This is a genomic window from Escherichia sp. R1, from assembly GCF_003000935.1.
GTDB lineage: Bacteria > Pseudomonadota > Gammaproteobacteria > Enterobacterales > Enterobacteriaceae > Escherichia > Escherichia coli.
The window spans coordinates 266,734-290,590 of the sequence record NZ_PSRU01000002.1; the positions used below are offsets into that span (position 1 = coordinate 266,734).

A 23,857-nucleotide genomic window follows, 5' to 3' on the forward strand; every position below is an offset into this window, starting at 1 on the left:
ATGTTGAGAATGACCCCACTTGCATCAGCAATCGTAGCGTTATTGATCGGCATTGAAGCTTATGCAGCTGAAGAAACCTTTGATACCCATTTCATGATAGGTGGAATGAAAGACCAGCAGGTTTCAAATATTCGTCTTGAAGATAGTCAGCCCTTGCCGGGGCAGTATGACATCGATATTTATGTCAATAAACAATGGCGTGGGAAATATGAGATCATTGTTAAAGACAACCCGCAAGAAACATGTTTATCAAGGGAAATGATCAAGCGGTTAGGCATTAATACCGATAGCTTTGCCAGCGGTAAGCAATGTTTAACATTTAAGCAACTTATTCAGGGCGGGAGCTATACCTGGGATATCGGAGTTTTTCGTCTCGATTTCAGTGTCCCGCAGGCCTGGGTGGAAGAGCTGGAAAGTGGCTATGTTCCACCAGAAAACTGGGAGCGGGGTATTAATGCGTTTTATACCTCTTATTATGTGAGTCAGTATTACAGCGATTATAAAGCGTCCGGTAATAGCAAGAGTACATATGTACGTTTTAACAGCGGGTTAAATTTACAGGAGTGGCAACTGCATTCTGATGCCAGTTTCAGTAAAACAAATAACAATCCAGGGGTGTGGAAAAGCAATACCCTGTATCTGGAACGTGGATTTGCCCAACTTCTCGGCACGCTTCGTGTGGGTGATATGTACACATCAAGCGATATTTTTGATTCTGTTCGCTTCAGCGGTGTGCGGTTGTTTCGTGATATGCAGATGTTGCCTAACTCGAAACAAAATTTTACGCCACGGGTGCAGGGGATTGCTCAGAGTAACGCGCTGGTAACTATTGAACAGAATGGTTTTGTGGTTTATCAGAAAGAGGTTCCTCCTGGCCCGTTTGCGATTACAGATTTGCAGTTGGCCGGTGGTGGAGCGGATCTTGATGTCAGCGTGAAAGAGGCGGACGGTTCGGTAACCACCTATCTGGTGCCTTATGCAGCGGTACCAAATATGCTGCAACCCGGCGTGTCGAAATATGATTTTGCGGCGGGTCGTAGCCATATTGAAGGGGCGAGCAAACAAAGTGATTTTGTCCAGGCGGGTCATCAGTATGGTTTTAATAACTTATTAACGCTGTATGGTGGCTCGATGGTCGCGAATAATTATTACGCGTTCACTTTGGGGACTGGCTGGAATACACGCATTGGTGCCATTTCCGTCGATGCCACGAAGTCACATAGTAAACAAGACAACGGCGATGTGTTTGACGGGCAAAGTTATCAAATTGCCTACAACAAATTTGTGAGCCAAACGTCGACACGTTTTGGTCTGGCGGCCTGGCGTTATTCGTCGCGTGATTATCGGACATTTAATGATCACGTATGGGCAAACAATAAAGATAATTATCGCCGTGATGAAAACGATATCTATGACATTGCCGATTATTACCAGAACGATTTTGGCCGTAAAAATAGCTTCTCTGCCAATATGAGTCAGTCATTGCCAGAAGGCTGGGGTTCTGTGTCCTTAAGTACGTTATGGCGAGATTACTGGGGGCGTAGCGGCAGCAGTAAGGATTATCAGTTGAGTTATTCCAACAACCTGCGAAGGATAAGCTATACCCTCGCGGCAAGCCATGCTTATGACGAGAATCATCATGAAGAGAAACGTTTTAATATTTTTATATCGATTCCCTTTGATTGGGGTGATGACGTTACGACGCCTCGTCGGCAAATATATATGTCTAACTCAACGACGTTTGATGATCAGGGGGTTGCCTCAAATAATACGGGATTATCAGGAACCGTTGGAAGCCGGGATCAGTTTAACTATGGGGTCAACCTGAGTTATCAGTATCAGGGAAATGAAACGACAGCTGGGGCGAATTTAACCTGGAACGCGCCGGTTGCGACAGTGAATGGCAGTTATAGTCAGTCGAGTGCTTATCGACAGGCTGGAGCCAGTGTTTCAGGGGGCATTGTCGCCTGGTCGGGTGGCGTTAATCTGGCAAACCGTCTTTCTGAAACGTTTGCTGTGATGAATGCGCCAGGAATTAAAGATGCTTATGTCAATGGGCAAAAATATCGCACAACAAACCGTAATGGAGTGGTGGTATACGACGGAATGACACCTTATCGGGAAAATTACCTGATGTTGGATGTGTCACAAAGCGATAGCGAAGCAGAATTACGTGGCAACCGTAAAATTGCCGCCCCTTATCGCGGCGCGGTTGTACTGGTTAATTTTGATACCGATCAGCGCAAGCCATGGTTTATAAAAGCGTTAAGAGCGGATGGGCAACCATTAACGTTTGGTTATGAAGTCAATGATATCCATGGTCATAATATTGGTGTTGTCGGCCAGGGAAGCCAGTTATTTATTCGCACCAATGAAGTACCGCCATCGGTTAATGTGGCAATTGATAAGCAACAAGGGCTTTCATGCACAATCACCTTCGGTAAAGAGATTGATGAAAGTAGAAATTATATTTGCCAGTAATAGTCAGGTGGTTCTATGGAAATTCGCATAATGCTATTTATAGTAATGATGATGGTTATGCCTGTGAGCTATGCGGCATGTTATAGTGAGTTATCTGTTCAGCACAATTTGGTTGTTCAGGGGGATTTTGCACTTACTCAAACACAAATGGCGACATATGAGCATAATTTTAATGATTCGTCATGCGTGAGTACAAATACTATCACACCTATGAGCCCGTCGGATATTATTGTTGGACTTTATAACGATACCATTAAATTAAATTTACATTTTGAATGGACCAATAAAAACAACATTACGTTGTCAAATAATCAGACCAGTTTCACCAGTGGTTATTCGGTGACGGTGACACCTGCGGCCAGTAATGCAAAAGTGAATGTTTCTGCGGGGGGCGGTGGTTCAGTGATGATTAATGGAGTTGCGACATTATCCAGTGCTTCATCATCGACACGCGGGAGTGCCGCAGTACAATTTCTACTGTGTTTATTAGGTGGTAAGTCATGGGATGCATGTGTAAATAGCTACAGAAATGCATTGGCACAAAATGCAGGTGTCTATTCCTTTAATCTGACATTGTCATACAACCCGATAACCACAACCTGCAAACCGGACGATTTATTAATTACGTTAGAGAGTATTCCCGTTTCACAATTACCAGCCACAGGTAACAAAACAACAATAAATAGTAAAAAAGGGGATATTATTCTGCGTTGTAAAAATTTATTAGGTCAACAAAATCAAACATCACGGAAAATGCAGGTGTATTTATCAAGTTCTGACTTGTTAACCAACAGCAACACGATCCTGAAAGGTGCGGAAGATAATGGCGTAGGATTTATTCTTGAAAGTAATGGTACGCCAGTCACACTTTTAAATATCACTAACAGCAGTAAAGGATATACAAATTTAAAAGAAATTGCGGCAAAGTCAAAACTTACAGATACAACGGTTTCAATTCCGATAACGGCCAGTTACTACGTCTACGATACAAACAAAGTTAAATCTGGCGCACTGGAGGCAACCGCATTAATCAACGTGAAATACGACTAATAACAAGCAAGACGAGCAAGTGGCTAATAATAAAAATATTAAGGTGTCTGCATTCCCCCCTCTCTCCGAGGGGGCTTTTTTTTAGCGATGATAAAAAATCTCACCGTCGTAGGCTTTAATGATTTTACCGTCGGTGTCGCTGATCAACACGTACGCGCCACCCATATAGGTCCAGTGCGTCCCGGCATCAGGCGCGGGCAGGTTACGTAACTGCCACTGCTTAATGTTGTACTCATCGGTGCGGTACATCTCTGGGACGGTGTCACCTGGTTTGAAATGCTTAAAGTCAGCAATGAAACTGCTTAACTCATACTTAGAAATTCCCGAGGTATTGGTCGAACCCGCGGTGGCTGGTGCGGCCCAGGCGGCACTGGTAACCAGCAAAAGCGCACCCAGCAACATCTTATTTTTAATGGTCATAAACTCTCCACTTTGGGGATCTGTAATATCAGTCGCATATCTTTCCTGCCATACAATATAACTGACAAGCGATATTTTGTTAGTGATCCCATGATTTCGTAAAAAGTGTAAATGAAAGGATGCCCTAAAAGCATCCTTAGCGAGCAGAGAGTCAGCGGAAATAGCTGATTTAAGAATCATCCTGGGCTGAAGATAACATGCAAGCCTAAAGGATTGAGTTATCGCATTATGCCCATGAAGCCATGTACGCCCATATACACACCAACTAAGCCAATCAACAGACTGGAAAAATAGGGAGCGCGTTTAGCGAGAGTGTTAAATCCGCTCCAGCGTTTTGCGACCTGCTGAACGCTGATTGCTGCGCCAACGCCTACGGTGACAAGCGTTAACGCCAGGCCGAGGCTGAAACTGACGACCAGTGTTGCGCCCAGTGTCAGGGCTTTCAACTGAATGCAAATCAACAGCACGGTAATTGCTGCCGGGCAGGGGATAAGGCCACCGGTTAAGCCAAATAGCAAAATTTGCCAGTTGGTGACCTCTCTACCATCAAAGCGTCGTTTAATGTCATTGGCATGGGCTCGTGCATGGGCATCCTGATACTCGCCATGTTCGTGATGGTGATGATGTCCATGGTCGTGGTGATCTTCGTGATCGTGGTGATGATGCTCATGATCATGCTCGTGCATATTCTCCAGCCAGTTGCGTTCGCCGCGCCAGGTACGCCAGAACATCCAGAACGCGGTGCTAATAATGATCACTGCGGAAATCAACTGGAGCCACGGTTCTGCTGATTGAGCAGTAAAGCGTTTGCTGATCACCATCCCGCCAAAGGCAATTAACCAGACCACTGCGGTATGCGAAATGGTTGCTGCCAGTCCGAGCATCACCGCCTGTTTAATGGTGCCTTTGATGGCGATGATAAACGCCGCCATCATCGTTTTTGAGTGCCCCGGTTCCAGGCCATGAAGCGCACCAAGTAAGATGGCGCTGGGGATGAAGAACCAGGCGTTTCCTTGCTGAAGAAGTGTTGTAAATTCGGTCATGATAATAATTCTTAGTATTAATTCGGCAATCTGATTCTACTCCCCCCCAGTACCTGATACTACCCCCCAGTAGATTAATAGTGCTATGATTTTTCATATTCTTGTTAACCAGGTGTTGCCATGTCTCATACAATCCGTGATAAACAGAAACTGAAAGCGCGTGCCAGTAAGATTCAGGGCCAGGTCGTGGCGCTCAAGAAAATGCTCGACGAGCCGCACGAATGCGCTGCAGTTTTACAACAGATTGCTGCTATCCGTGGCGCGGTGAACGGTCTGATGCGGGAAGTGATTAAAGGTCATCTGACGGAACACATCGTTCACCAGGGGGATGAGCTAAAACGTGAAGAAGATCTGGATGTCGTTCTGAAGGTGCTGGATTCATATATCAAATAATTTATTAACGCGATTGTAAAACTGCCGTTTTTCCTCGTTTACAACGCGTGCGCTGGACATTACCATCCTCCTTTGCGATTTATCATCGCAACCAAACGACTCGGGGTGCCCTTCTGCGTGAAGGCTGAGAAATACCCGTATCACCTGATCTGGATAATGCCAGCGTAGGGAAGTCACGGACCACCAGGTCATTGCTTCTTCACGTTATGGCAGGAGCAAACTATGCAAGTCGACCTGCTGAGTTCAGCGCAATCTGCGCACGCGTTACACCTTTTTCACCAACATTCCCCTCTTGTGCACTGTATGACCAACGATGTGGTGCAAACCTTTACTGCCAATACCTTGCTGGCGCTCGGTGCATCGCCAGCGATGGTTATCGAAACCGAAGAAGCCAGTCAGTTTGCGGCTATCGCCAGTGCGTTGCTGATTAACGTTGGCACACTGACGCAGCCACGAGCGCAAGCGATGAGTGCTGCCGTTGAGCAAGCAACACGATCACAAACGCCCTGGACGCTTGATCCGGTTGCGGTTGGTGCGCTCGATTATCGCCGCCGTTTTTGTGTGGAACTTCTGTCCCATAAGCCAACCGCCATACGTGGTAATGCTTCGGAAATCATGGCATTAGCTGGCGTTGCTAATGGTGGACGGGGAGTGGATACTACTGATGCCGCAGCTAACGCGATACCCGCTGCACAAACACTGGCACGGGAAACTGGCGCAATCGTCGTGGTCACTGGCGAGGTGGATTATGTTACCGATGGACATCGTATCGTTGGCATTCACGGTGGCGATCCGCTAATGACCAAAGTGGTAGGAACTGGCTGTGCATTATCGGCGGTTGTCGCTGCCTGTTGTGCGCTACCAGGCGATACGCTGGAAAATGTCGCATCTGCCTGTCACTGGATGAAACAAGCCGGAGAACGCGCAGTCGCCAGAAGCGAGGGGCCAGGTAGTTTTGTTCCACATTTCCTTGATGCGCTCTGGCAATTGACGCAGGAGGTGCAGGCATGAAACGAATTAACGCTCTGACGATTGCCGGTACTGATCCGAGTGGTGGTGCGGGGATTCAGGCCGATCTTAAAACCTTCTCGGCACTTGGCGCTTATGGTTGCTCAGTTATTACTGCACTAGTGGCGCAAAATACCCGTGGCGTACAGTCGGTGTATCGCATTGAGCCTGATTTTGTCGCCGCCCAGCTCGATTCGGTGTTCAGCGATGTGCGAATCGACACCACTAAAATCGGTATGTTGGCGGAAACCGATATTGTTGAAGCGGTGGCAGAACGGTTGCAACGTTATCAGATCCAAAACGTGGTACTCGACACCGTTATGCTGGCAAAAAGCGGCGACCCGCTGCTTTCACCTTCGGCAGTTGCCACGCTACGCAGTCGATTATTGCCACAGGTTTCATTAATAACACCAAACTTGCCCGAAGCAGCCGCCTTGCTCGACGCGCCACACGCGCGCACCGAACAGGAAATGCTGGAACAAGGGCGATCGCTGTTGGCGATGGGCTGTGGCGCAGTGCTAATGAAAGGTGGTCATCTGGATGATGAGCAAAGCCCGGACTGGCTGTTTACCCGCGAGGGTGAACAACGGTTTACCGCACAGCGCATTATGACCAAAAACACTCACGGCACTGGTTGTACGCTCTCTGCGGCGTTGGCTGCACTACGCCCGCGCCATACAAACTGGGCTGACACCGTACAGGAGGCAAAAAGCTGGCTTTCATCGGCATTAGCCCAGGCCGACACGCTGGAAGTTGGTCACGGTATTGGTCCGGTTCACCACTTCCACGCCTGGTGGTGAGCACCGTACTATAGCTGCTTTGGTTATTGTCAGCCTTTGGTGCTGACATTCAGGGATGAAACCAATGCAGTTGAGAATCACCAGTCGAAAAAAATTCACCGTTTTATTATGCGCTCTTGGGCTAATTTCCATCGTTGCAATTTATCCGCGTCAGACGGTGAATTTTTTCTACTCGACAGCAATTCAGATTAAAGACTACATCCACTTCTACGGTTATCGTCCGGTCAAATCTTTTGCTATTCGCATTCCTGCCAGTTACACCATTCACGGAATAGATGTTTCGCGCTGGCAGGAGCGGATCAACTGGCAGCGGGTGGCAAAAATGCGCGATAACGGTATTCGCTTACAATTTGCCTTTATTAAGGCGACGGAAGGCGAAAAGCTGGTGGACCCCTATTTTTCGCGTAACTGGCAACTAAGCCGCGAAAATGGCCTGCTGCGCGGGGCGTATCATTATTTTTCCCCGTCGGTATCTGCTTCAGTTCAGGCGAGATTATTTCTGCAAACGGTGGATTTCTCACAAGGCGATTTCCCTGCCGTGCTGGACGTAGAAGAACGGGGAAAATTATCGGCAAAAGAATTACGCAAGCGGGTAAGTCAGTGGCTAAAAATGGTCGAAAAACGTACGGGTAAAAAGCCAATTATTTACTCAGGAGCCGTTTTTTATCACACCAATCTGGCGGGCTATTTCAATGAATATCCGTGGTGGGTGGCTCACTATTATCAACGTCGCCCGGACAATGACGGCATGGCCTGGCGCTTCTGGCAGCATTCCGACCGTGGACAGGTCGATGGCATTAATGGTCCGGTGGATTTTAATGTGTTTAATGGCACGGTGGAGGAGTTGCAGGGATTCGTTGATGGGATTAAAGAAACGCCTTAAATATGAAGCAGTGATATACTCCCACCAGATTCCCCGGCAGGAAAAAGACAAATGGAACAAGCGCATACCCAGCTGATTGCCCAACTGAACGAGCGTATTTTAGCGGCGGATAACACGCCGCTTTATATTAAGTTTGCCGAAACGGTAAAAAATGCCGTGCGCAGCGGGGTGCTGGAGCATGGCAATATTTTGCCCGGTGAGCGTGATTTAAGTCAGTTAACCGGCGTTTCGCGCATTACGGTGCGCAAGGCGATGCAGTCGCTGGAAGAAGAGGGCGTGGTGACGCGTTCGCGTGGTTACGGCACGCAGATCAACAACATCTTCGAATACTCGCTGAAAGAAGCGCGGGGGTTTTCTCAGCAGGTGGTATTGCGCGGGAAAAAGCCCGATACGTTATGGGTTAACAAGCGTGTCGTGAAATGTCCCGAAGAAGTCGCGCAGCAGCTGGCGGTCGAAGCGGGAAGTGATGTCTTTTTGCTTAAGCGTATTCGCTATGTCGATGAAGAGGCGGTATCGATTGAGGAATCGTGGGTTCCGGCACATTTAATTCATGATGTTGATGCCATCGGGATTTCTCTTTATGACTACTTCCGCAGCCAGCACATTTACCCACAACGTACGCGTTCCCGCGTTAGCGCCCGGATGCCGGATGCCGAGTTTCAGTCACATATTCAGTTAGATAGCAAAATACCGGTGCTGGTGATCAAGCAAGTGGCGCTTGACCAACAGCAACGGCCTATTGAGTACAGCATCAGCCACTGTCGCAGCGATCTATACGTTTTTGTGTGCGAGGAGTAGTTCCTCGCGCGTTGGCGCACAATCACCGCCCCGATGCCCGACAACCCACGACGCCACTGCATTGCCCAGTAATACGGCATCCGCCAGTGGCAGACCAGAGGCCAGCCCGGCAAGTACGCCACCGGCATGACTGTCGCCCGCCCCAATGGTGTCTACAACTTGCGTTGGAAATGCCGGAATGCAGCCAGAAGCGTCGTTGCTGAAATACCATGCGCCCTCTTTATCGAGACGAACGATCAACGGCGCGGCAAATTTCTCCTGCCATTGCTTGCCTAGTGTTGTTATCTCTGCGGATAGAGCAAAACGTTCGGCGGCAATCTCAGCCTCTTGACGATTGAGTGACACTAAAGGTCGACAGGCCATGATCCGCGCCAGTAATGCATCCGGGATATCGCCAATACGTGGGCCAAAATCGATAAATGGCGTCACGTCTTGCAGCTCTTCCAGCCATTCCACTAACAATTCGCCGCAGGGCGAGGCCAGTTGATAACCGGAAAAATAGAGCAGGCTGCCAGGCGCAACGGTTAATCGCGCCAGCCACTGGCGATTCCACTGATTTTCCACGCCGCTGAACGACATAAAAGTGCGTTCGCCATCCGGCTCAACCAGCGCCAGACACCAGCCGTTATCACCTTCGGCGTTATCGATCAGGCTGATTAAGTCCTCTTTTGCCATGCGGTTGCGAATAATCTCCGCCCACACCCCCTGACCGAGCGGCAAGGCATTACCCGCTTCGATGCCGAGGCGCTTTAATGCCACGGCAATATTCAGGGCGCAGCCGCCAACGTTAACGCTCTGCTGTTTCAGTTCGATATCGCACCCACGCCAGGGGAGGGCATAAGCGTCGGCGATCACATCAATGACCGCCGCGCCAATCACCATAACTGGCTGACGCGAGGTTAATTCAGGCAGCAGCGTGTGTAATCGAGCGCCGCTCATATCGCCTCCCGTTGTTGGCGATACTTCGCCAGCGCCGTGGCATAGCGGTTGAAATCAAGCTGATTTACTGTATCCAGTTCCGCCTTTAACGCAGGATCGATAGTATTAACGCCATGCAACGCGCCGCAAATTGCCGTCGCCATAGCACCGATGGTGTCTGTGTCGCCGCCAAGGTTAGCGCACAGGACGGCGCAACGGTTCGGGTCGGTTTGTGCCAGTTCAACCAGCGCAATGGCGCACGGAACGGACTCAATAGTACTGGTACCTGCGCCAACGACCTGGTAAAGCTGTTCGCTGGCGGATTCGGTGCCGTCAGCATTGCGCACAATTTTCAGCGCAATCTCCAGACGTGCAGCCAGTGAGGCGCTGAAGGTAGTGATGCGTTTTTGTTGAGCATGTCGCGCAATTGAAGGCAGTGAATCAACAATTGCTGACCAGCTTTCTCCGTCAATGGCACGAGAAATCGCCCATGCGATGACTACCGCCCCCGCAACCGCCAGATCGGATTTATGTGTCGGGCTGGAGGCTAGCGCCACATCATCAATAAAGGAATCAACATCACGCGCCGGAAGCAAACAACCTAATGGCGAGATGCGCATCGCTGCGCCGTTGGTCACGCCGTTATTTTCCAGTTCAGCAACGGGTTTACCGTCGCGAATGGCGTTAAGCGCAATCTTCGAGGTCGGACCTAGTACGTTTTTGTTAAAGGCGTCGAAACGCAGCGCCCAGTCGAGAATATTACGCCCAATCAGATCCGGATCGATCTTGCCTTCACGTTCCAGTAACGCATCCGCCAGACACAGCGCCATCGAGGTATCGTCGGTGAATTCGGCGCGGTTAAAATAACAGGCTGCGTTATTCTCCTTTGGCCCAGGCAGAAAACGGTCAATCCAGCCAAAGTGTGCTTTGACGCGACTGCGCGGCCAAAGCTCGGAGGGCATCCCCATCGCATCCCCTAACGCCTGCCCATAAAGAGCACCGAGAATACGTTCTGTTTTCATTTAACTTCCCCTTGTGTCAACGCAATATCGCGATCATCGACCTTGATAGCCGTAATTTCGTTGTCGGATTCGCGGAAAAAAATCATGAACAGCACGGCGATAATGGCAATCATCACCGCGCCGAAAGTCCACATCCCGGCCCAGTTGAAAGTCAGTCCGTTTACCGGTTCCTGATAAGCGAACATCTTTTCCATCATCACACCGCCAAGACGATAGCCGAGCAAACTGCCGAAGCCCTGGCAGCAGAGCGTGATCAGCCCCTGCGCGGCGGTACGCATATGCACGGGAGCTTTTTTATCGACATAGATGTAAGCGGTAACGTAGTAAAAATCGTAACTTACGCCGTGCAGCAAAATACCGAGGAACAGTAACGCGTAGGTGAAATATTCATCCGCACTACCGTAAATAAAGAAGCCATAGCGGATCGCAGCGGTGACCAGACCAAGCAACAATACCTTTTTGATACCAAAGCGTTTAGTGAAAAACGGCAATGCCAGCATAAAGAAGATTTCAGAGAACTGGCCGAGCGTCATCCAGCCAGTGGCGTTTTTCATGCCAACTTCGGTCAGGTAACCGTTGGCAAAGATGTAATAGAACGCCAGTGGCATCGCAAACAGGAATGAACAGAAGAAAAAGACGAGGAAGTTCTTATCGCGCAGCAGGATCAGCGCATCCAGGCCGAGCATGACTTTAATATCCATTTTGCCGGTGCTTTTTGGTGGCGTGTCGGGCAGGAAAAATGCAAACACACCGAGCAGAGCAGAACTTCCGGCGGTAATCAGTAGCGGGATGTTCGTCGGTGAGATATCGGCATACCCCAGCATTTGCGGCAAGAATCCACATGCCAGACCAGAGGCAATCCAGCCGATAGTGCCCATCACACGAATGCGCGGGAAATCACGCTCCACATCCGGCACGTTGGCAAAAGCGATACTGTTAGTCAGCGCAATGGTCGGCATATAGGTTAGCGAGTAGGCCAGCAGTAACGGGAAGAACCCGGCAAAAGTGGTCTGTTGCGCAGCGAAATACATCAGCACCGCACCAGCGAACATCAATACCGCCAGCACTTTCTGCGCCGAGAAAAAGCGGTCAGTGATGGAGCCAACCAGAATCGGCGACAGGATCGCCGCAATGGCGGTACAGGCATACGACCAGCCAATTTCTCCGGCACTAAAACCGCTTTTACTTAACCACAACCACAATGGCACAAACCACGCGCCCCAGATAAACCATTCAACAAACATCATGAACGACAGCTTTGCTGTTGTTTTCATCTTTTAATTCCTTCATGACAGGTAATGTAAGGTACGCGATGACAATACCACTTAGTAATACCTTTTAAATACCTTTGCGGTGAAAACTTGACCGCGGTAACATTTTTTCTGATGAATCGAGCCAACAGAAAACGCTGAAAAAACATCCAAAAGATGGAAAAACTCGCCCGTAACGACCAGGATTATGATTGCCCGCAAAAGGCGGGCCAGGACAATCCATAGCCGATATCCAATCGGAATTTACGGGAGCATAGTAATGACAGATATTGCGCAGTTGCTTGGCAAAGACGCCGACAACCTTTTACAGCACCGTTGTATGACTATTCCTTCTGACCAGCTTTATCTCCCCGGACATGACTACGTAGACCGCGTGATGATTGACAATAATCGCCCGCCAGCGGTGTTACGTAATATGCAGACGTTGTACAACACCGGGCGTCTGGCTGGCACAGGATATCTTTCTATTCTGCCCGTTGACCAGGGCGTTGAGCACTCTGCCGGAGCTTCATTTGCCGCTAACCCGCTCTACTTTGACCCGAAAAACATTGTTGAACTGGCGATCGAAGCGGGCTGTAACTGTGTGGCGTCAACTTACGGCGTGCTGGCGTCGGTATCGCGGCGTTACGCGCATCGCATTCCATTCCTCGTCAAACTTAATCACAACGAGACGCTAAGTTACCCGAATACCTACGATCAAACGCTGTATGCCAGCGTGGAGCAGGCGTTCAATATGGGCGCGGTGGCGGTTGGGGCGACTATCTATTTTGGCTCGGAAGAGTCACGTCGCCAGATTGAAGAAATTTCTGCGGCTTTTGAACGTGCGCACGAGCTGGGCATGGTGACAGTGCTGTGGGCCTATTTGCGTAACTCCGCCTTTAAGAAAGATGGCGTTGATTACCATGTTTCCGCCGACCTGACTGGTCAGGCGAACCATCTGGCGGCAACCATAGGTGCAGATATCGTCAAACAAAAAATGGCGGAAAATAACGGCGGCTATAAAGCGATTAATTACGGTTATACCGACGATCGAGTCTACAGCAAACTGACCAGTGAAAACCCGATTGACCTGGTGCGTTATCAGTTAGCTAACTGCTATATGGGCCGGGCCGGGTTGATAAACTCCGGCGGTGCTGCAGGCGGTGAAACTGACCTCAGCGATGCAGTGCGTACTGCGGTTATCAACAAACGCGCAGGCGGAATGGGGCTGATTCTTGGACGTAAGGCGTTCAAGAAATCGATGGCTGACGGCGTGAAACTGATTAACGCCGTGCAGGACGTTTATCTCGATAGCAAAATTACTATCGCCTGATGCGCCTCATACGAACAGCACCACCCCGTAGGACGGAAAAGGCGTTTACGTTGCATCCGGCATAAAAACACGCGCACTTCGTTACGGCTTCCCCCGGGAGGCCGTTTTTTTTGCCTGTCATTCTGATTAATTTTCACATTGTCGTTTTTGTGATCGTTATCTCGACATTTGAAAACAAATAATTTCATTATGTTTTGAAATCGAAAACAAACGACAGGATATGAAAATGTACGTGGTATCGACAAAGCAGATGCTGAACAACGCGCAGCGCGGCGGTTATGCGGTTCCGGCATTCAATATTCACAATCTCGAAACGATGCAAGTGGTGGTGGAAACCGCTGCCAGCATGCATGCGCCGGTCATCATCGCCGGAACGCCCGGCACATTTACTCATGCCGGTACAGAAAATCTGATGGCGCTGGTCAGCGCGATGGCGAAGCAATATCACCATCCACTGGCGATTCATCTCGACCATCACACGAAATTTGACGATATCGCTCAGAAGGTTCGTTCTGGCGTGCGCTCAGTCATGATTGACGCCTCGCATTTGCCTTTTGCGCAAAATATTTCACGGGTCAAAGAGGTGGTGGATTTTTGCCATCGCTTTGATGTCAGCGTCGAAGCGGAGCTGGGGCAACTTGGCGGCCAGGAAGATGATGTGCAAGTCAATGAAGCCGATGCTTTTTATACCAACCCCGTTCAGGCGCGTGAATTTGCCGAGGCAACCGGGATTGATTCCCTGGCGGTCGCCATCGGCACGGCTCACGGTATGTATGCCAGAGCACCGGCGCTTGATTTTTCTCGACTGGAGAACATTCGCCAGTGGGTGAATTTACCGCTGGTGCTGCATGGCGCGTCAGGATTATCGACTAAGGATATTCAGCAAACCATCAAACTGGGGATATGCAAAATCAACGTTGCAACGGAGCTGAAAAATGCCTTCTCGCAGGCGTTAAAAAATTACCTGACCGAGCACCCCGAAGCGACTGATCCCCGTGATTATTTGCAGTCGGCTAAATCTGCAATGCGCGATGTGGTGAGCAAAGTGATTGCCGATTGTGGCTGCGAGGGCAGGGCATAACGCACCTGCCATTTAACAAGGAAAAAACATGAAAACGTTAATTGCCCGGCATAAAGCTGGTGAACATATTGGCATATGTTCAGTCTGTTCTGCACATCCGTTGGTTATCGAAGCGGCGCTGGCATTTGATCGCAACAGCACGCGTAAAGTGCTGATTGAAGCAACGTCAAACCAGGTCAATCAATTTGGCGGTTATACCGGAATGACACCGGCAGACTTTCGCGAATTTGTTTTTGCGATTGCCGATAAAGTCGGATTTGCTCGTGAGCGTATTATTCTCGGCGGCGACCATCTGGGACCAAACTGCTGGCAGCAAGAAAATGCGGATGCGGCGATGGAAAAATCCGTCGAGCTGGTAAAGGCATATGTTCGTGCCGGCTTCAGTAAAATTCATCTTGATGCGTCAATGTCCTGCGCTGACGATTCCATACCGTTAGCGCCAGAAACGGTTGCTGAACGTGCCGCTGTGCTTTGTCTGGCGGCGGAAAGTGTGGCGACTGATTGCCAGCGTGAGCAACTGAACTATGTCATTGGCACTGAAGTTCCGGTTCCGGGCGGTGAGGCCAGCGCCATTCAGTCAGTACACATCACCCAGGTTGAAGATGCCGCCAATACTTTACGCACGCATCAAAAGGCCTTTATTGCCCGTGGTCTGGCAGAGGCGTTAACACGCGTGATTGCCATCGTGGTGCAGCCGGGTGTGGAATTTGACCATAGCAATATTATTCATTATCAGGCGCAAGAAGCTCAGGCGTTGGCGCAATGGATAGAAAAAACCAAAATGGTTTATGAAGCGCATTCCACCGATTACCAGACTCAGACGGCCTATCGGGAATTAGTTCGCGATCATTTTGCAATTTTGAAAGTCGGTCCGGCATTAACCTTTGCTTTACGTGAGGCGATATTTGCGCTGGCACAAATTGAGCAGGAACTTATCGCACCCGAAAATCGTAGCCGTTGTCTGGCGGTAATTGAAGAAGTGATGCTCGACGAACCGCAATACTGGAAAAAATATTATCGCACGGGTTTTAACGATTCATTACTGGGTATTCGTTACAGCCTGTCGGATCGTATTCGTTATTACTGGCCGCATAGCCGGATTAAAAATAGCGTCGAAACGATGATGGTGAATCTGGAAGGCGTGGACATCCCACTGGGCATGATTAGTCAGTATCTTCCGAAACAATTTGAACGCATTCAGTCCGGGGAATTATCAGCAATACCGCATCAGCTTATTATGGATAAAATTTATGATGTTTTGCGCGCCTATCGCTACGGCTGTGCGGAATAAGGACGGTATATGACTAACCTGTTTGTTCGTAGCGGAATTTCTTTTGTCGATCGTAGCGAAGTTTTAACCCATATCGGTAATGAGATGCTCGCGAAAGGTGTGGTTCATGATACCTGGCCACAGGCATTAATTACCAGAGAAGCAGAATTCCCTACCGGGATAATGCTTGAGCAGCACGCCATTGCAATACCGCATTGTGAGGCGATTCATGCTAAGTCGTCAGCCATTTATCTGTTAAGGCCAACAAATAAAGTTCATTTTCAGCAAGCGGATGATGATAACGACGTGGCGGTATCGTTGGTTATTGCGTTGATTGTGGAAAATCCGCAGCAGCAATTGAAACTTTTACGCTGTTTATTTGGCAAGTTACAACAGCCCGATATCGTCGAGACACTAATCACTCTTCCTGAAACCCAGTTAAAGGAATACTTCACAAAGTATGTTTTAGATTCAGACGAATAAATCCCTCTGTAACAATAAAAAGGACTATTTATGAAACGCAAAATTATTGTCGCTTGCGGAGGCGCGGTTGCGACCTCTACGATGGCGGCGGAAGAAATTAAAGAGTTGTGTCAGAGTCATAATATTCCTGTTGAATTAATCCAGTGTCGGGTTAATGAAATAGAAACCTATATGGATGGCGTGCATTTGATATGCACCACTGCCAGGGTGGATCGTAGTTTTGGCAATATTCCGTTAGTTCACGGCATGCCTTTTGTTTCTGGTGTCGGTATCGAAGCATTACAAAATAAAATTCTGACTATCTTACAGGGGTGACCTATGTTTTCAGAAGTCATGCGTTATATTCTCGACCTCGGCCCTACGGTGATGCTGCCGATTGTCATCATTATGTTTTCTAAAATATTAGGCATGAAGGCAGGCGATTGCTTTAAAGCAGGTCTGCATATCGGGATTGGCTTTGTTGGCATTGGCCTTGTGATTGGCTTAATGCTGGATTCCATTGGCCCGGCGGCGAAAGCGATGGCGGAAAATTTCGACCTGAATCTGCATGTGGTCGATGTCGGCTGGCCGGGCTCTTCACCCATGACCTGGGCGTCGCAAATTGCGCTGGTGGCGATTCCGATTGCGATTCTGGTTAACGTGGCGATGTTACTGACCCGTATGACGCGGGTGGTAAATGTTGATATCTGGAATATCTGGCATATGACCTTCACCGGCGCGTTGCTGCATCTGGCAACCGGTTCATGGATGATAGGGATGGCGGGTGTGGTAATTCACGCGGCGTTTGTTTATAAGCTCGGCGACTGGTTTGCCCGCGATACCCGAAATTTCTTTGAGCTGGAAGGCATTGCTATTCCGCACGGTACGTCGGCGTATATGGGACCAATTGCTGTGCTGGTCGATGCTATCATCGAGAAAATCCCAGGCGTTAACCGAATTAAATTTAGTGCCGACGATATTCAGCGCAAATTTGGTCCGTTTGGCGAGCCTGTCACCGTGGGTTTTGTGATGGGGCTGATTATCGGCATCCTCGCGGGTTACGATGTCAAAGGTGTATTGCAGCTGGCGGTAAAAACGGCGGCGGTTATGCTGCTGATGCCACGGGTGATTAAACCCATCATGGATGGTTTAACGCCCATCGCTAAGCAGGCCCGTAGTCGTTTACAGGCGAAGTTCGGCGGTCAGGAGTTCCTGATTGGCCTGGATCCCGCATTACTGCTGGGGCATACGGCGGTGGTATCGGCAAGCCTGATTTTTATCCCGCTCACCATTTTAATTGCTGTTTGTGTTCCGGGTAATCAGGTGCTGCCGTTTGGCGATCTTGCAACTATCGGCTTCTTCGTGGCGATGGCGGTCGCGGTGCATCGTGGAAATCTGTTCCGCACCTTAATCTCGGGTGTCATCATTATGAGCATCACCCTGTGGATCGCGACGCAAACTATTGGTTTGCACACCCAACTGGCGGCTAATGCTGGGGCGTTAAAAGCCGGGGGGATGGTGGCTTCAATGGATCAGGGCGGTTCTCCCATTACCTGGTTACTGATTCAGGTTTTCTCCCCGCAAAATATTCCCGGTTTCATTATTATCGGCGCAATTTATCTGACCGGTATTTTCATGACCTGGCGTAGAGCGCGTGGTTTTATTAAACAAGAGAAAGCCGTTCTCGCAGAATAATTTTTACCTGAGGGGGTGGTAATCCCCCTTAACAATCAGGAGTTTTTATGAAATCAGTGGTGAATGATACTGATGGTATCGTGCGCGTTGCAGAAAGCGTCATTCCTGAAATTAAACATCAGGATGAGGTGCGGGTAAAAATTGCCAGCTCGGGCTTATGTGGTTCCGATTTACCCAGGATATTTAAAAATGGTGCACATTATTATCCAATAACGTTAGGCCATGAATTTAGCGGCTATATTGATGCGGTGGGATCCGGTGTTGATGATTTACACCCCGGCGATGCGGTTGCCTGTGTGCCGTTATTACCCTGTTTTACTTGTCCAGAGTGTCTGAAAGGGTTTTATTCCCAGTGCGCAAAATATGATTTTATTGGCTCACGGCGTGATGGTGGATTTGCCGAATATATTGTCGTTAAGCGAAACAATGTCTTTGCACTACCTGCGGATATGCCTATTGAGGATGGGGCTTTTATTGAACCGATTACCGTTGGCCTGCATGCGTTCCATTTAGCGCAAGGATGTGAGAATAAAAACGTTATTATTATTGGTGCCGGAACCATTGGCCTGCTGGCAATTCAGTGCGCTGTCGCGCTGGGAGCAAAGAGTGTGACGGCTATCGACATTAGCTCAGAAAAACTGGCACTGGCAAAATCTTTCGGTGCGATGCAAACATTTAACAGCCTTGAAATGAGCGCGCCGCAAATGCAGGGCGTTTTACGCGAGCTGCGCTTTAATCAGCTTATCCTCGAGGCGGCTGGCGTCCCGCAAACCGTCGAACTGGCGGTAGAGATTGCCGGGCCTCATGCCCAGCTGGCGCTGGTGGGCACGTTGCATCAGGATCTGCATTTAACATCGGCAACGTTTGGCAAAATATTGCGTAAAGAGCTGACGGTTATCGGCAGTTGGATGAACTACTCCAGCCCTTGGCCGGGGCAGGAGTGGGAAACGGCGAGTCGGTTGCTGACAGAACGTAAGTTAAGCCTGGAGCCATTAATCGCTCACCGTGGAAGCTTTGAAAGCTTCGCCCAGGCGGTGCGTGACATCGCTCGTAATGCCATGCCGGGCAAAGTGTTGCTCATTCCCTGAAACCTCGGGCCAGTGAGATGCTGGCCCGGTATTGTGCAAAACAGATCATTCACCAATGGTCCCCCTTCGTTTACACTAGCCACAATTGAATATGGGTAAATGACGATGAATTCATTCGAGCGAAGGAATAAGATCATCCAATTAGTGAATGAACAGGGAACCGTGCTTGTTCAGGATCTGGCGGGAGTATTTGCTGCCTCGGAAGCGACAATCCGTGCCGATTTGCGCTTTCTCGAACAAAAAGGCGTGGTTACGCGCTTTCATGGCGGTGCGGCGAAAATAATGTCCGGTAATAGTGAAACCGAGACCCAGGAAGTCGGGTTTAAAGAGCGATTTCAGCTCGCCAGCGCGCCAAAAAACAGAATAGCGCAGGCGGCAGTCAAAATGATCCACGAAGGGATGACCGTTATTCTCGACAGCGGAAGTACGACAATGCTTATCGCCGAAGGATTAATGACCGCCAAAAATATCACGGTGATTACCAACAGTCTCCCGGCAGCATTTGCCCTTTCCGAAAATAAAGACATTACTCTGGTCGTCTGCGGTGGCACGGTCCGCCATAAAACGCGCTCGATGCATGGCTCCATTGCTGAGCGTTCATTGCAGGATATTAATGCCGATTTAATGTTTGTCGGTGCTGATGGTATTGATGCGGTTAATGGTATTACGACCTTTAATGAAGGCTATTCGATTAGCGGGGCGATGGTCACAGCCGCAAATAAAGTGATTGCCGTTCTCGATTCATCGAAATTTAATCGTCGCGGTTTTAATCAGGTACTGCCAATCGAAAAAATTGACATTATTATTACCGATGATGCTGTGTCTGAGGTGGATAAACTGGCATTGCAGAAGACACGGGTAAAATTAATTACGGTGTAGTATTGTTCTGTATGCCGGATAAGGTGTTTACACCGCATCCGGCATTACGGATTCTCCCTGGTTCAACAGAGAATAGTTTGATTAACGCAATAATGGACAATCTGGTGGTAATCGACAACGCAACGCCGCCGGAAGTATTTCAATATGGAAGTTTTGCCCACTCAACGGTTCGCCATCAAGATTAAAAGTGATTTCGTGTGGGGCTTGTATATCGAACCACGCCGAAGCACCTTCGATAATATTCGGGTTATCTTCGTCAGATTTTAAGGTTGATACGAGAGCCGGAAGAATTTCATCGCCGGTGAAAATGCGCAGTTGCAGTAAGCCGTCGTTAATTAATGCGTTCGGGCACAATTGCTGACCGCCACCGGCCTGACGCCCGTTACCAATACCAATGACCAGGGCGTCACCTTGCCAGTGAAAGTTTTCACCGCGGATTTCACAACGGTCCGGTTGCAGAGTATCCATGCGCATTAAGCCATGAATGATGTAAGAGACGCCACCCAGCGCGGCTTTTAATTTTTCCGGCGTTTCTGTGGTAATACGCGTCCCAAATCCGCCTGTCGCCATATTAATAAAACAGGTTTGTTTGTTGACCTGCGCCATATCTATCGCAATGGCGTTACCGGCAATTGCCAGTTTCAGCGCCTTATCCAGTGCCTCAGGAATCCCTACACTGGTGGCAAAATCATTGGCGGTTCCTAATGGCAGAATTCCCAGCGCGGGTATGTCATCCCCCTCACACTGAATCAACGCCGTAGAAACTTCATTAATGGTGCCATCGCCACCACCGGCAATCACCGTTGCGACGCCCAACTTCCGGGCCTCCTCTACATATCGTGCGGCATCGCCTTTCTCCCAGGTGACCCGCACATGGATCGTCATTCCTTCCTCACGCAACCGCATAATTGCTTCGCGCAAGGGTAGATTGTCAGTACTTTTGCCATTAAGAATCAGTAAGCTGGCGGGAAATTCTGCCATGATCGTATGTGCCTTTATGATTGGTCTGTAGATAGTGTAGAGCAGAAAAGAAAAGGTAGAGTCAGAACAGGATGAAAGTCGGAGGATAAAAAGTCAGTTCAAGTATGGAAGATTCAGTGGTTACCACCAGGAGCTTGCAATGGGGACAGCGAATACTAACGGCAGCCACCGATAAATTTCAAAAAAGAGCATATACCTAATATTCAACTAAACAGTGGCATCTTCAATATACTATTAAAAATATATTAACCCCCCCATGGGGTTACCCGGAAGGGCATCCGTGTATGTAATTCCTACTTATGTAGGAAATGTTGTACAGAACATTTATTATAATCCTATTCAATTATAATAATCATGCCATTATTATATTTAAACACCAGAGCGTGTCGTTGGTATTTAATGGGGGAAGGTAAGATGAAAAAGATAGCTGCTATATCATTAATTAGTGTTTTTCTTATGTCTGGGTGTGCTGTACATAATGATGAGACAAGTATCGGTAAGTTTGGTCTTGCATATAAAAGTAATATTCAGCGTAAACTCGATAACCAATACTACACCGAAGCCGAAGCTTCTTTAGCCAGGGGTAGAATATCTGGTGCAGAAAATATAGTAAAAAATGATGCAGTTCATTTCTGTGTTACTCAGGGCAAAAAAATGCAGATAGTTAAATTGAAGACAGAAGGTGCAGGATTACATGGCGTCGCTCGTCTGACATTCAAATGTGGAGAGTGAGAATATTTTTTGGTAAGCGTCAAACATGCGCGTTCTGGCTGTGCGTAACCGGAACCTGTGCGAGCACGATGCCAATAAGTGAAAGGCATCGTGCTATGAAGGGAGATTCTATCGATGTGGTCAATGGAAGACGGTTACCAGGATACGGCTTATGCATAAAAAATAAGCCCGTGTAAGGGAGATTACACAGGCTAAGGAGGTGGTTCCTGGTACAGCTAGCATTTTATGGGTTATGTTTTTCAGCGAAACGGATGATAACCTTAATAAATGCAGCTGTATGTGATCGGTTTCTAAGAATTTTCCATCCGGGAAAAATAATCGAAATTAATCACTTACCGTGGGGGTTACGCGTGGTTTCCCCGGAGAAATTACGCATCAGCAGCGCGTAATTTAGCTCAAGATCCTGCGGGACCGGGATCCACACAGTATAACCATCGCCTGGTGCGACCGGCATTGCTTCACCTTTGGCGTTTTCCATATGCTCAAGGGTAAAGTTAATGTTGCCTTGCGGCGTCATCAGCTCAAGGCTGTCGCCAACGGAGAATTTATTTTTCACCGCTACCGCCGCGAGGTCGCCCTTGCGCTCACCGGTAAACTCACCAACAAACTGCTGGCGGTCAGAAACTGAATAACCGTATTCGTAGTTCTGATAATCGTCGTGAGTATGACGACGCAGGAAACCTTCGGTATAGCCACGATGCGCCAGACCTTCCAGAGTTTCCAGCAGGCTGGTATCGAATGGTTTTCCCGCAGCTGCGTCATCGATAGCTTTACGGTAAACCTGCGCGGTGCGTGCGCAATAGTAGAAAGATTTGGTACGACCTTCGATTTTCAGCGAATGCACGCCCATTTTGGTCAGGCGTTCAACGTGGGCGATAGCGCGCAGATCTTTCGAGTTCATGATGTAAGTGCCGTGCTCATCTTCAAACGCAGTCATATACTCGCCCGGACGCTGAGCTTCTTCGATCATAAACACTTTGTCGGTTGGCGCGCCGATGCCCAGCGTCGGCTCAACATTTTGCACCGGAATCGGCTCGTACTTGTGCACGATGTTGCCAACGTCATCTTCTTTCCCTTCCTGGACGTTGTACTCCCAGCGGCAGGCGTTGGTGCAGGTGCCCTGGTTCGGGTCGCGCTTGTTGATATAGCCAGAGAGCAGGCAGCGACCGGAGTAGGCCATGCACAGCGCGCCGTGAACGAAGATTTCGATCTCCATATCCGGCACCTGATTGCGGATCTCTTCAATCTCTTCCAGTGACAGTTCGCGAGAGAGGATCACGCGGGTCAGACCCATTTGCTGCCAGAATTTCACCGTCGCCCAGTTTACGGCGTTAGCCTGTACCGAGAGGTGGATTGGCATTTCCGGGAAGTGCTCACGCACCAGCATAATCAGCCCTGGATCGGACATAATCAGCGCATCCGGCCCCATTTCCACCACCGGTTTCAGGTCACGGATAAAGGTTTTCAGCTTGGCGTTGTGCGGTGCAATGTTGACCACGACATAAAACTTTTTCCCCAGCGCGTGGGCTTCATTGATGCCGAGCTGAAGATTTTCGTGGTTGAATTCGTTGTTGCGTACACGCAGGGAGTAACGCGGCTGGCCCGCATAAACAGCATCTGCGCCATAAGCGAAAGCGTAACGCATATTTTTCAGCGTTCCCGCCGGGGAAAGGAGTTCCGGTTTAAACATAATTCTCTCGTTCTGATGACAGGTCAGAGCCGCTTCACCTGATGAAGCGGTTAGGGGAGTGCCCCCACTTTAAGGGCGGGCATTGTAGCGCTGTGGGGGTAACTGGTAAAGCGCCGGACGCCAACAACCTACGCCCGGCATCGTAATTACGTATTGTCTTTCACCGTCTGGCTTGTGCCATTTACTTTAACGGAGGCTATTCCGGTTTCACGAGATTGCGCGGTGGCATACATCTGGCTGGAGCCGATAATTTGATGATTGGCGGCTTTCAGATTGAAATAGAATTTGCCATTGCTTGCCGTTTTTTTCTCATAGCGTTCTTCTTGCGGGCTGTTGCTACGCACCGACGCGATGCCCTTTTCCGCAGAGGCTTTTGAGGTATACAGCTCGCTGGTGAGGATAGTCTCACCATTGCCCGCTTTTAGCACAAACCGGAACTGATTATCACTGCTCTTACTGAGTTCAAACCAACCAGCCATAATGACTCCTTGATTGAAATTGCGTATCGAAAACAGCATCTAAAGGTACTGTTTGCCAATTAAAGTATGAGCGATTTTCTGGTGCCTGCCAGGGCGGAGAG

General features: G+C 49.0%; 24 protein-coding genes and 1 riboswitch. Of the genes, 16 read left to right on the forward strand and 8 right to left on the reverse strand.

What is annotated here, in order from left to right:
- Both C4F37_RS04025 and C4F37_RS04030 read left to right on the forward strand, forming a co-directional pair.
- Nucleotides 1-2,481 (forward strand): fimbrial biogenesis outer membrane usher protein, encoded by a 2,481-nt coding sequence (locus C4F37_RS04025; RefSeq protein ID WP_001538960.1) that lies wholly within the window; start codon nucleotides 1-3, stop codon nucleotides 2,479-2,481.
- Nucleotides 2,482-2,496: 15 nt separating this feature from the next.
- Nucleotides 2,497-3,531 carry a putative fimbrial-like adhesin protein gene (locus C4F37_RS04030; protein WP_000405734.1) on the forward strand — a complete coding sequence of 345 codons (1,035 nt, stop codon included), beginning with the start codon at nucleotides 2,497-2,499 and terminating at the stop codon, nucleotides 3,529-3,531.
- An 81-nt stretch (nucleotides 3,532-3,612) separates the two neighbouring features.
- Here the strand turns inward: C4F37_RS04030 and rcnB are convergent, their stop codons facing one another.
- Both rcnB and rcnA read right to left on the reverse strand, forming a co-directional pair.
- Nucleotides 3,613-3,951, reverse strand: coding sequence for a Ni(II)/Co(II) efflux transporter accessory subunit RcnB (rcnB, locus tag C4F37_RS04035; protein WP_000153067.1), 339 nt, complete (start codon nucleotides 3,949-3,951; stop codon nucleotides 3,613-3,615).
- A gap of 218 nt (nucleotides 3,952-4,169) precedes the next feature.
- Nucleotides 4,170-4,994, reverse strand: a complete 825-nt coding sequence (gene rcnA, locus C4F37_RS04040; protein ID WP_000134614.1) for a nickel/cobalt efflux protein RcnA — start codon at nucleotides 4,992-4,994, stop codon at nucleotides 4,170-4,172.
- Between the two features lie 120 nt (nucleotides 4,995-5,114).
- On the opposite strand from rcnA, the gene rcnR reads away from it, so the two are divergent.
- The 5 genes from rcnR to C4F37_RS04065 all read left to right on the forward strand — a co-directional run bounded on the left by rcnR (nucleotide 5,115) and on the right by C4F37_RS04065 (nucleotide 8,876).
- Nucleotides 5,115-5,387 (forward strand): Ni(II)/Co(II)-binding transcriptional repressor RcnR, encoded by a 273-nt coding sequence (gene rcnR / locus C4F37_RS04045; protein ID WP_000019944.1) that lies wholly within the window; start codon nucleotides 5,115-5,117, stop codon nucleotides 5,385-5,387.
- Nucleotides 5,388-5,478: 91 nt separating this feature from the next.
- A riboswitch (TPP riboswitch) is annotated at nucleotides 5,479-5,575 on the forward strand.
- Between the two features lie 34 nt (nucleotides 5,576-5,609).
- A complete protein-coding gene (thiM, locus tag C4F37_RS04050; RefSeq protein ID WP_001538958.1) occupies nucleotides 5,610-6,398 on the forward strand; it encodes a hydroxyethylthiazole kinase in 789 nt (262 codons plus the stop codon).
- The gene (gene thiD / locus C4F37_RS04055) at nucleotides 6,395-7,195 is read left to right on the forward strand and encodes a bifunctional hydroxymethylpyrimidine kinase/phosphomethylpyrimidine kinase (RefSeq protein ID WP_000822280.1); all 801 of its coding nucleotides are present in this window, start codon (nucleotides 6,395-6,397) and stop codon (nucleotides 7,193-7,195) included. The genes thiM and thiD overlap by 4 nt, the downstream gene beginning before the upstream one ends.
- Before the next feature lie 64 nt (nucleotides 7,196-7,259).
- On the forward strand, nucleotides 7,260-8,078 hold the full coding sequence (locus C4F37_RS04060) for a glycoside hydrolase family 25 protein (protein ID WP_001538956.1): 819 nt from the start codon (nucleotides 7,260-7,262) through the stop codon (nucleotides 8,076-8,078).
- 51 nt (nucleotides 8,079-8,129) lie between these two features.
- Entirely contained in the window at nucleotides 8,130-8,876 is a 747-nt protein-coding gene (locus C4F37_RS04065) for a GntR family transcriptional regulator (RefSeq protein WP_000434049.1), read from the forward strand.
- On the opposite strand, the gene C4F37_RS04070 is transcribed toward C4F37_RS04065, so the two are convergent.
- The 3 genes from C4F37_RS04070 to C4F37_RS04080 are packed head-to-tail and all read right to left on the reverse strand — an operon-like array spanning nucleotide 8,850 to nucleotide 12,090.
- Entirely contained in the window at nucleotides 8,850-9,815 is a 966-nt protein-coding gene (locus C4F37_RS04070) for a carbohydrate kinase family protein (RefSeq protein ID WP_000011944.1), read from the reverse strand. The genes C4F37_RS04065 and C4F37_RS04070 overlap by 27 nt on opposite strands.
- Complete coding sequence (locus tag C4F37_RS04075; protein ID WP_001538954.1) at nucleotides 9,812-10,816, reverse strand: ADP-ribosylglycohydrolase family protein; 1,005 nt, start codon at nucleotides 10,814-10,816, stop codon at nucleotides 9,812-9,814. Before C4F37_RS04075 ends, C4F37_RS04070 begins: the two co-directional genes overlap by 4 nt.
- Entirely contained in the window at nucleotides 10,813-12,090 is a 1,278-nt protein-coding gene (locus C4F37_RS04080; protein WP_000858523.1) for a nucleoside permease, read from the reverse strand. Before C4F37_RS04080 ends, C4F37_RS04075 begins: the two co-directional genes overlap by 4 nt.
- Before the next feature lie 256 nt (nucleotides 12,091-12,346).
- Here C4F37_RS04080 and fbaB point away from each other — a divergent pair, with 256 nt between their 5' ends.
- The 8 genes from fbaB to C4F37_RS04125 all read left to right on the forward strand — a co-directional run bounded on the left by fbaB (nucleotide 12,347) and on the right by C4F37_RS04125 (nucleotide 19,874).
- Nucleotides 12,347-13,399 carry a class I fructose-bisphosphate aldolase gene (gene fbaB, locus C4F37_RS04085; protein WP_000129551.1) on the forward strand — a complete coding sequence of 351 codons (1,053 nt, stop codon included), beginning with the start codon at nucleotides 12,347-12,349 and terminating at the stop codon, nucleotides 13,397-13,399.
- 226 nt (nucleotides 13,400-13,625) lie between these two features.
- Nucleotides 13,626-14,480: a tagatose-bisphosphate aldolase subunit GatY gene (gatY, locus tag C4F37_RS04095; RefSeq protein WP_000289800.1), complete on the forward strand. Its 855-nt coding sequence runs from the start codon at nucleotides 13,626-13,628 to the stop codon at nucleotides 14,478-14,480.
- A gap of 28 nt (nucleotides 14,481-14,508) precedes the next feature.
- Nucleotides 14,509-15,771 (forward strand): tagatose-bisphosphate aldolase subunit GatZ, encoded by a 1,263-nt coding sequence (gene gatZ / locus C4F37_RS04100; RefSeq protein WP_000853836.1) that lies wholly within the window; start codon nucleotides 14,509-14,511, stop codon nucleotides 15,769-15,771.
- Between the two features lie 9 nt (nucleotides 15,772-15,780).
- Nucleotides 15,781-16,233: a PTS galactitol transporter subunit IIA gene (gatA, locus tag C4F37_RS04105; RefSeq protein WP_000182908.1), complete on the forward strand. Its 453-nt coding sequence runs from the start codon at nucleotides 15,781-15,783 to the stop codon at nucleotides 16,231-16,233.
- Nucleotides 16,234-16,263: 30 nt separating this feature from the next.
- On the forward strand, nucleotides 16,264-16,548 hold the full coding sequence (gene gatB / locus C4F37_RS04110) for a PTS galactitol transporter subunit IIB (protein WP_000823289.1): 285 nt from the start codon (nucleotides 16,264-16,266) through the stop codon (nucleotides 16,546-16,548).
- A gap of 3 nt (nucleotides 16,549-16,551) precedes the next feature.
- Complete coding sequence (locus C4F37_RS04115; protein ID WP_001538950.1) at nucleotides 16,552-17,907, forward strand: PTS galactitol transporter subunit IIC; 1,356 nt, start codon at nucleotides 16,552-16,554, stop codon at nucleotides 17,905-17,907.
- Nucleotides 17,908-17,954: 47 nt separating this feature from the next.
- Nucleotides 17,955-18,995, forward strand: coding sequence for a galactitol-1-phosphate 5-dehydrogenase (gatD, locus tag C4F37_RS04120; RefSeq protein ID WP_001538949.1), 1,041 nt, complete (start codon nucleotides 17,955-17,957; stop codon nucleotides 18,993-18,995).
- Between the two features lie 105 nt (nucleotides 18,996-19,100).
- Nucleotides 19,101-19,874 (forward strand): DeoR/GlpR family DNA-binding transcription regulator, encoded by a 774-nt coding sequence (locus tag C4F37_RS04125; RefSeq protein WP_001295426.1) that lies wholly within the window; start codon nucleotides 19,101-19,103, stop codon nucleotides 19,872-19,874.
- Nucleotides 19,875-19,955: 81 nt separating this feature from the next.
- On the opposite strand, the gene yegS is transcribed toward C4F37_RS04125, so the two are convergent.
- Complete coding sequence (gene yegS, locus C4F37_RS04130; protein ID WP_001538947.1) at nucleotides 19,956-20,855, reverse strand: lipid kinase YegS; 900 nt, start codon at nucleotides 20,853-20,855, stop codon at nucleotides 19,956-19,958.
- A gap of 414 nt (nucleotides 20,856-21,269) precedes the next feature.
- On the opposite strand from yegS, the gene yegR reads away from it, so the two are divergent.
- Nucleotides 21,270-21,587 (forward strand): protein YegR, encoded by a 318-nt coding sequence (gene yegR / locus C4F37_RS04135; protein ID WP_001361579.1) that lies wholly within the window; start codon nucleotides 21,270-21,272, stop codon nucleotides 21,585-21,587.
- 328 nt (nucleotides 21,588-21,915) lie between these two features.
- On the opposite strand, the gene trhP is transcribed toward yegR, so the two are convergent.
- Entirely contained in the window at nucleotides 21,916-23,277 is a 1,362-nt protein-coding gene (gene trhP / locus C4F37_RS04145; protein WP_000476012.1) for a prephenate-dependent tRNA uridine(34) hydroxylase TrhP, read from the reverse strand.
- 146 nt (nucleotides 23,278-23,423) lie between these two features.
- Complete coding sequence (locus tag C4F37_RS04150; RefSeq protein ID WP_001300972.1) at nucleotides 23,424-23,756, reverse strand: YegP family protein; 333 nt, start codon at nucleotides 23,754-23,756, stop codon at nucleotides 23,424-23,426.
- Nucleotides 23,757-23,857: the final 101 nt, after the last annotated feature.

Bases quoted from the DNA above. Each gene is read 5' to 3' on its own strand.
- gatB (WP_000823289.1), top strand. From the start codon at position 16,264: ATGAAACGCAAAATTATTGTCGCTTGCGGAGGCGCGGTTGCGACCTCT.
- yegR (WP_001361579.1), top strand. From the start codon at position 21,270: ATGAAAAAGATAGCTGCTATATCATTAATTAGTGTTTTTCTTATGTCT.
- fbaB (WP_000129551.1), top strand. From the start codon at position 12,347: ATGACAGATATTGCGCAGTTGCTTGGCAAAGACGCCGACAACCTTTTA.
- rcnB (WP_000153067.1), bottom strand. From the start codon at position 3,951: ATGACCATTAAAAATAAGATGTTGCTGGGTGCGCTTTTGCTGGTTACC.
- rcnA (WP_000134614.1), bottom strand. From the start codon at position 4,994: ATGACCGAATTTACAACACTTCTTCAGCAAGGAAACGCCTGGTTCTTC.
- C4F37_RS04070 (WP_000011944.1), bottom strand. From the start codon at position 9,815: ATGAGCGGCGCTCGATTACACACGCTGCTGCCTGAATTAACCTCGCGT.
- C4F37_RS04075 (WP_001538954.1), bottom strand. From the start codon at position 10,816: ATGAAAACAGAACGTATTCTCGGTGCTCTTTATGGGCAGGCGTTAGGG.
- gatD (WP_001538949.1), top strand. From the start codon at position 17,955: ATGAAATCAGTGGTGAATGATACTGATGGTATCGTGCGCGTTGCAGAA.
- thiD (WP_000822280.1), top strand. From the start codon at position 6,395: ATGAAACGAATTAACGCTCTGACGATTGCCGGTACTGATCCGAGTGGT.
- C4F37_RS04125 (WP_001295426.1), top strand. From the start codon at position 19,101: ATGAATTCATTCGAGCGAAGGAATAAGATCATCCAATTAGTGAATGAA.
- yegS (WP_001538947.1), bottom strand. From the start codon at position 20,855: ATGGCAGAATTTCCCGCCAGCTTACTGATTCTTAATGGCAAAAGTACT.
- C4F37_RS04065 (WP_000434049.1), top strand. From the start codon at position 8,130: ATGGAACAAGCGCATACCCAGCTGATTGCCCAACTGAACGAGCGTATT.
- thiM (WP_001538958.1), top strand. From the start codon at position 5,610: ATGCAAGTCGACCTGCTGAGTTCAGCGCAATCTGCGCACGCGTTACAC.
- C4F37_RS04030 (WP_000405734.1), top strand. From the start codon at position 2,497: ATGGAAATTCGCATAATGCTATTTATAGTAATGATGATGGTTATGCCT.
- C4F37_RS04115 (WP_001538950.1), top strand. From the start codon at position 16,552: ATGTTTTCAGAAGTCATGCGTTATATTCTCGACCTCGGCCCTACGGTG.
- C4F37_RS04025 (WP_001538960.1), top strand. From the start codon at position 1: ATGTTGAGAATGACCCCACTTGCATCAGCAATCGTAGCGTTATTGATC.
- C4F37_RS04080 (WP_000858523.1), bottom strand. From the start codon at position 12,090: ATGAAAACAACAGCAAAGCTGTCGTTCATGATGTTTGTTGAATGGTTT.
- gatY (WP_000289800.1), top strand. From the start codon at position 13,626: ATGTACGTGGTATCGACAAAGCAGATGCTGAACAACGCGCAGCGCGGC.
- C4F37_RS04060 (WP_001538956.1), top strand. From the start codon at position 7,260: ATGCAGTTGAGAATCACCAGTCGAAAAAAATTCACCGTTTTATTATGC.
- trhP (WP_000476012.1), bottom strand. From the start codon at position 23,277: ATGTTTAAACCGGAACTCCTTTCCCCGGCGGGAACGCTGAAAAATATG.
- C4F37_RS04150 (WP_001300972.1), bottom strand. From the start codon at position 23,756: ATGGCTGGTTGGTTTGAACTCAGTAAGAGCAGTGATAATCAGTTCCGG.
- gatZ (WP_000853836.1), top strand. From the start codon at position 14,509: ATGAAAACGTTAATTGCCCGGCATAAAGCTGGTGAACATATTGGCATA.
- gatA (WP_000182908.1), top strand. From the start codon at position 15,781: ATGACTAACCTGTTTGTTCGTAGCGGAATTTCTTTTGTCGATCGTAGC.
- rcnR (WP_000019944.1), top strand. From the start codon at position 5,115: ATGTCTCATACAATCCGTGATAAACAGAAACTGAAAGCGCGTGCCAGT.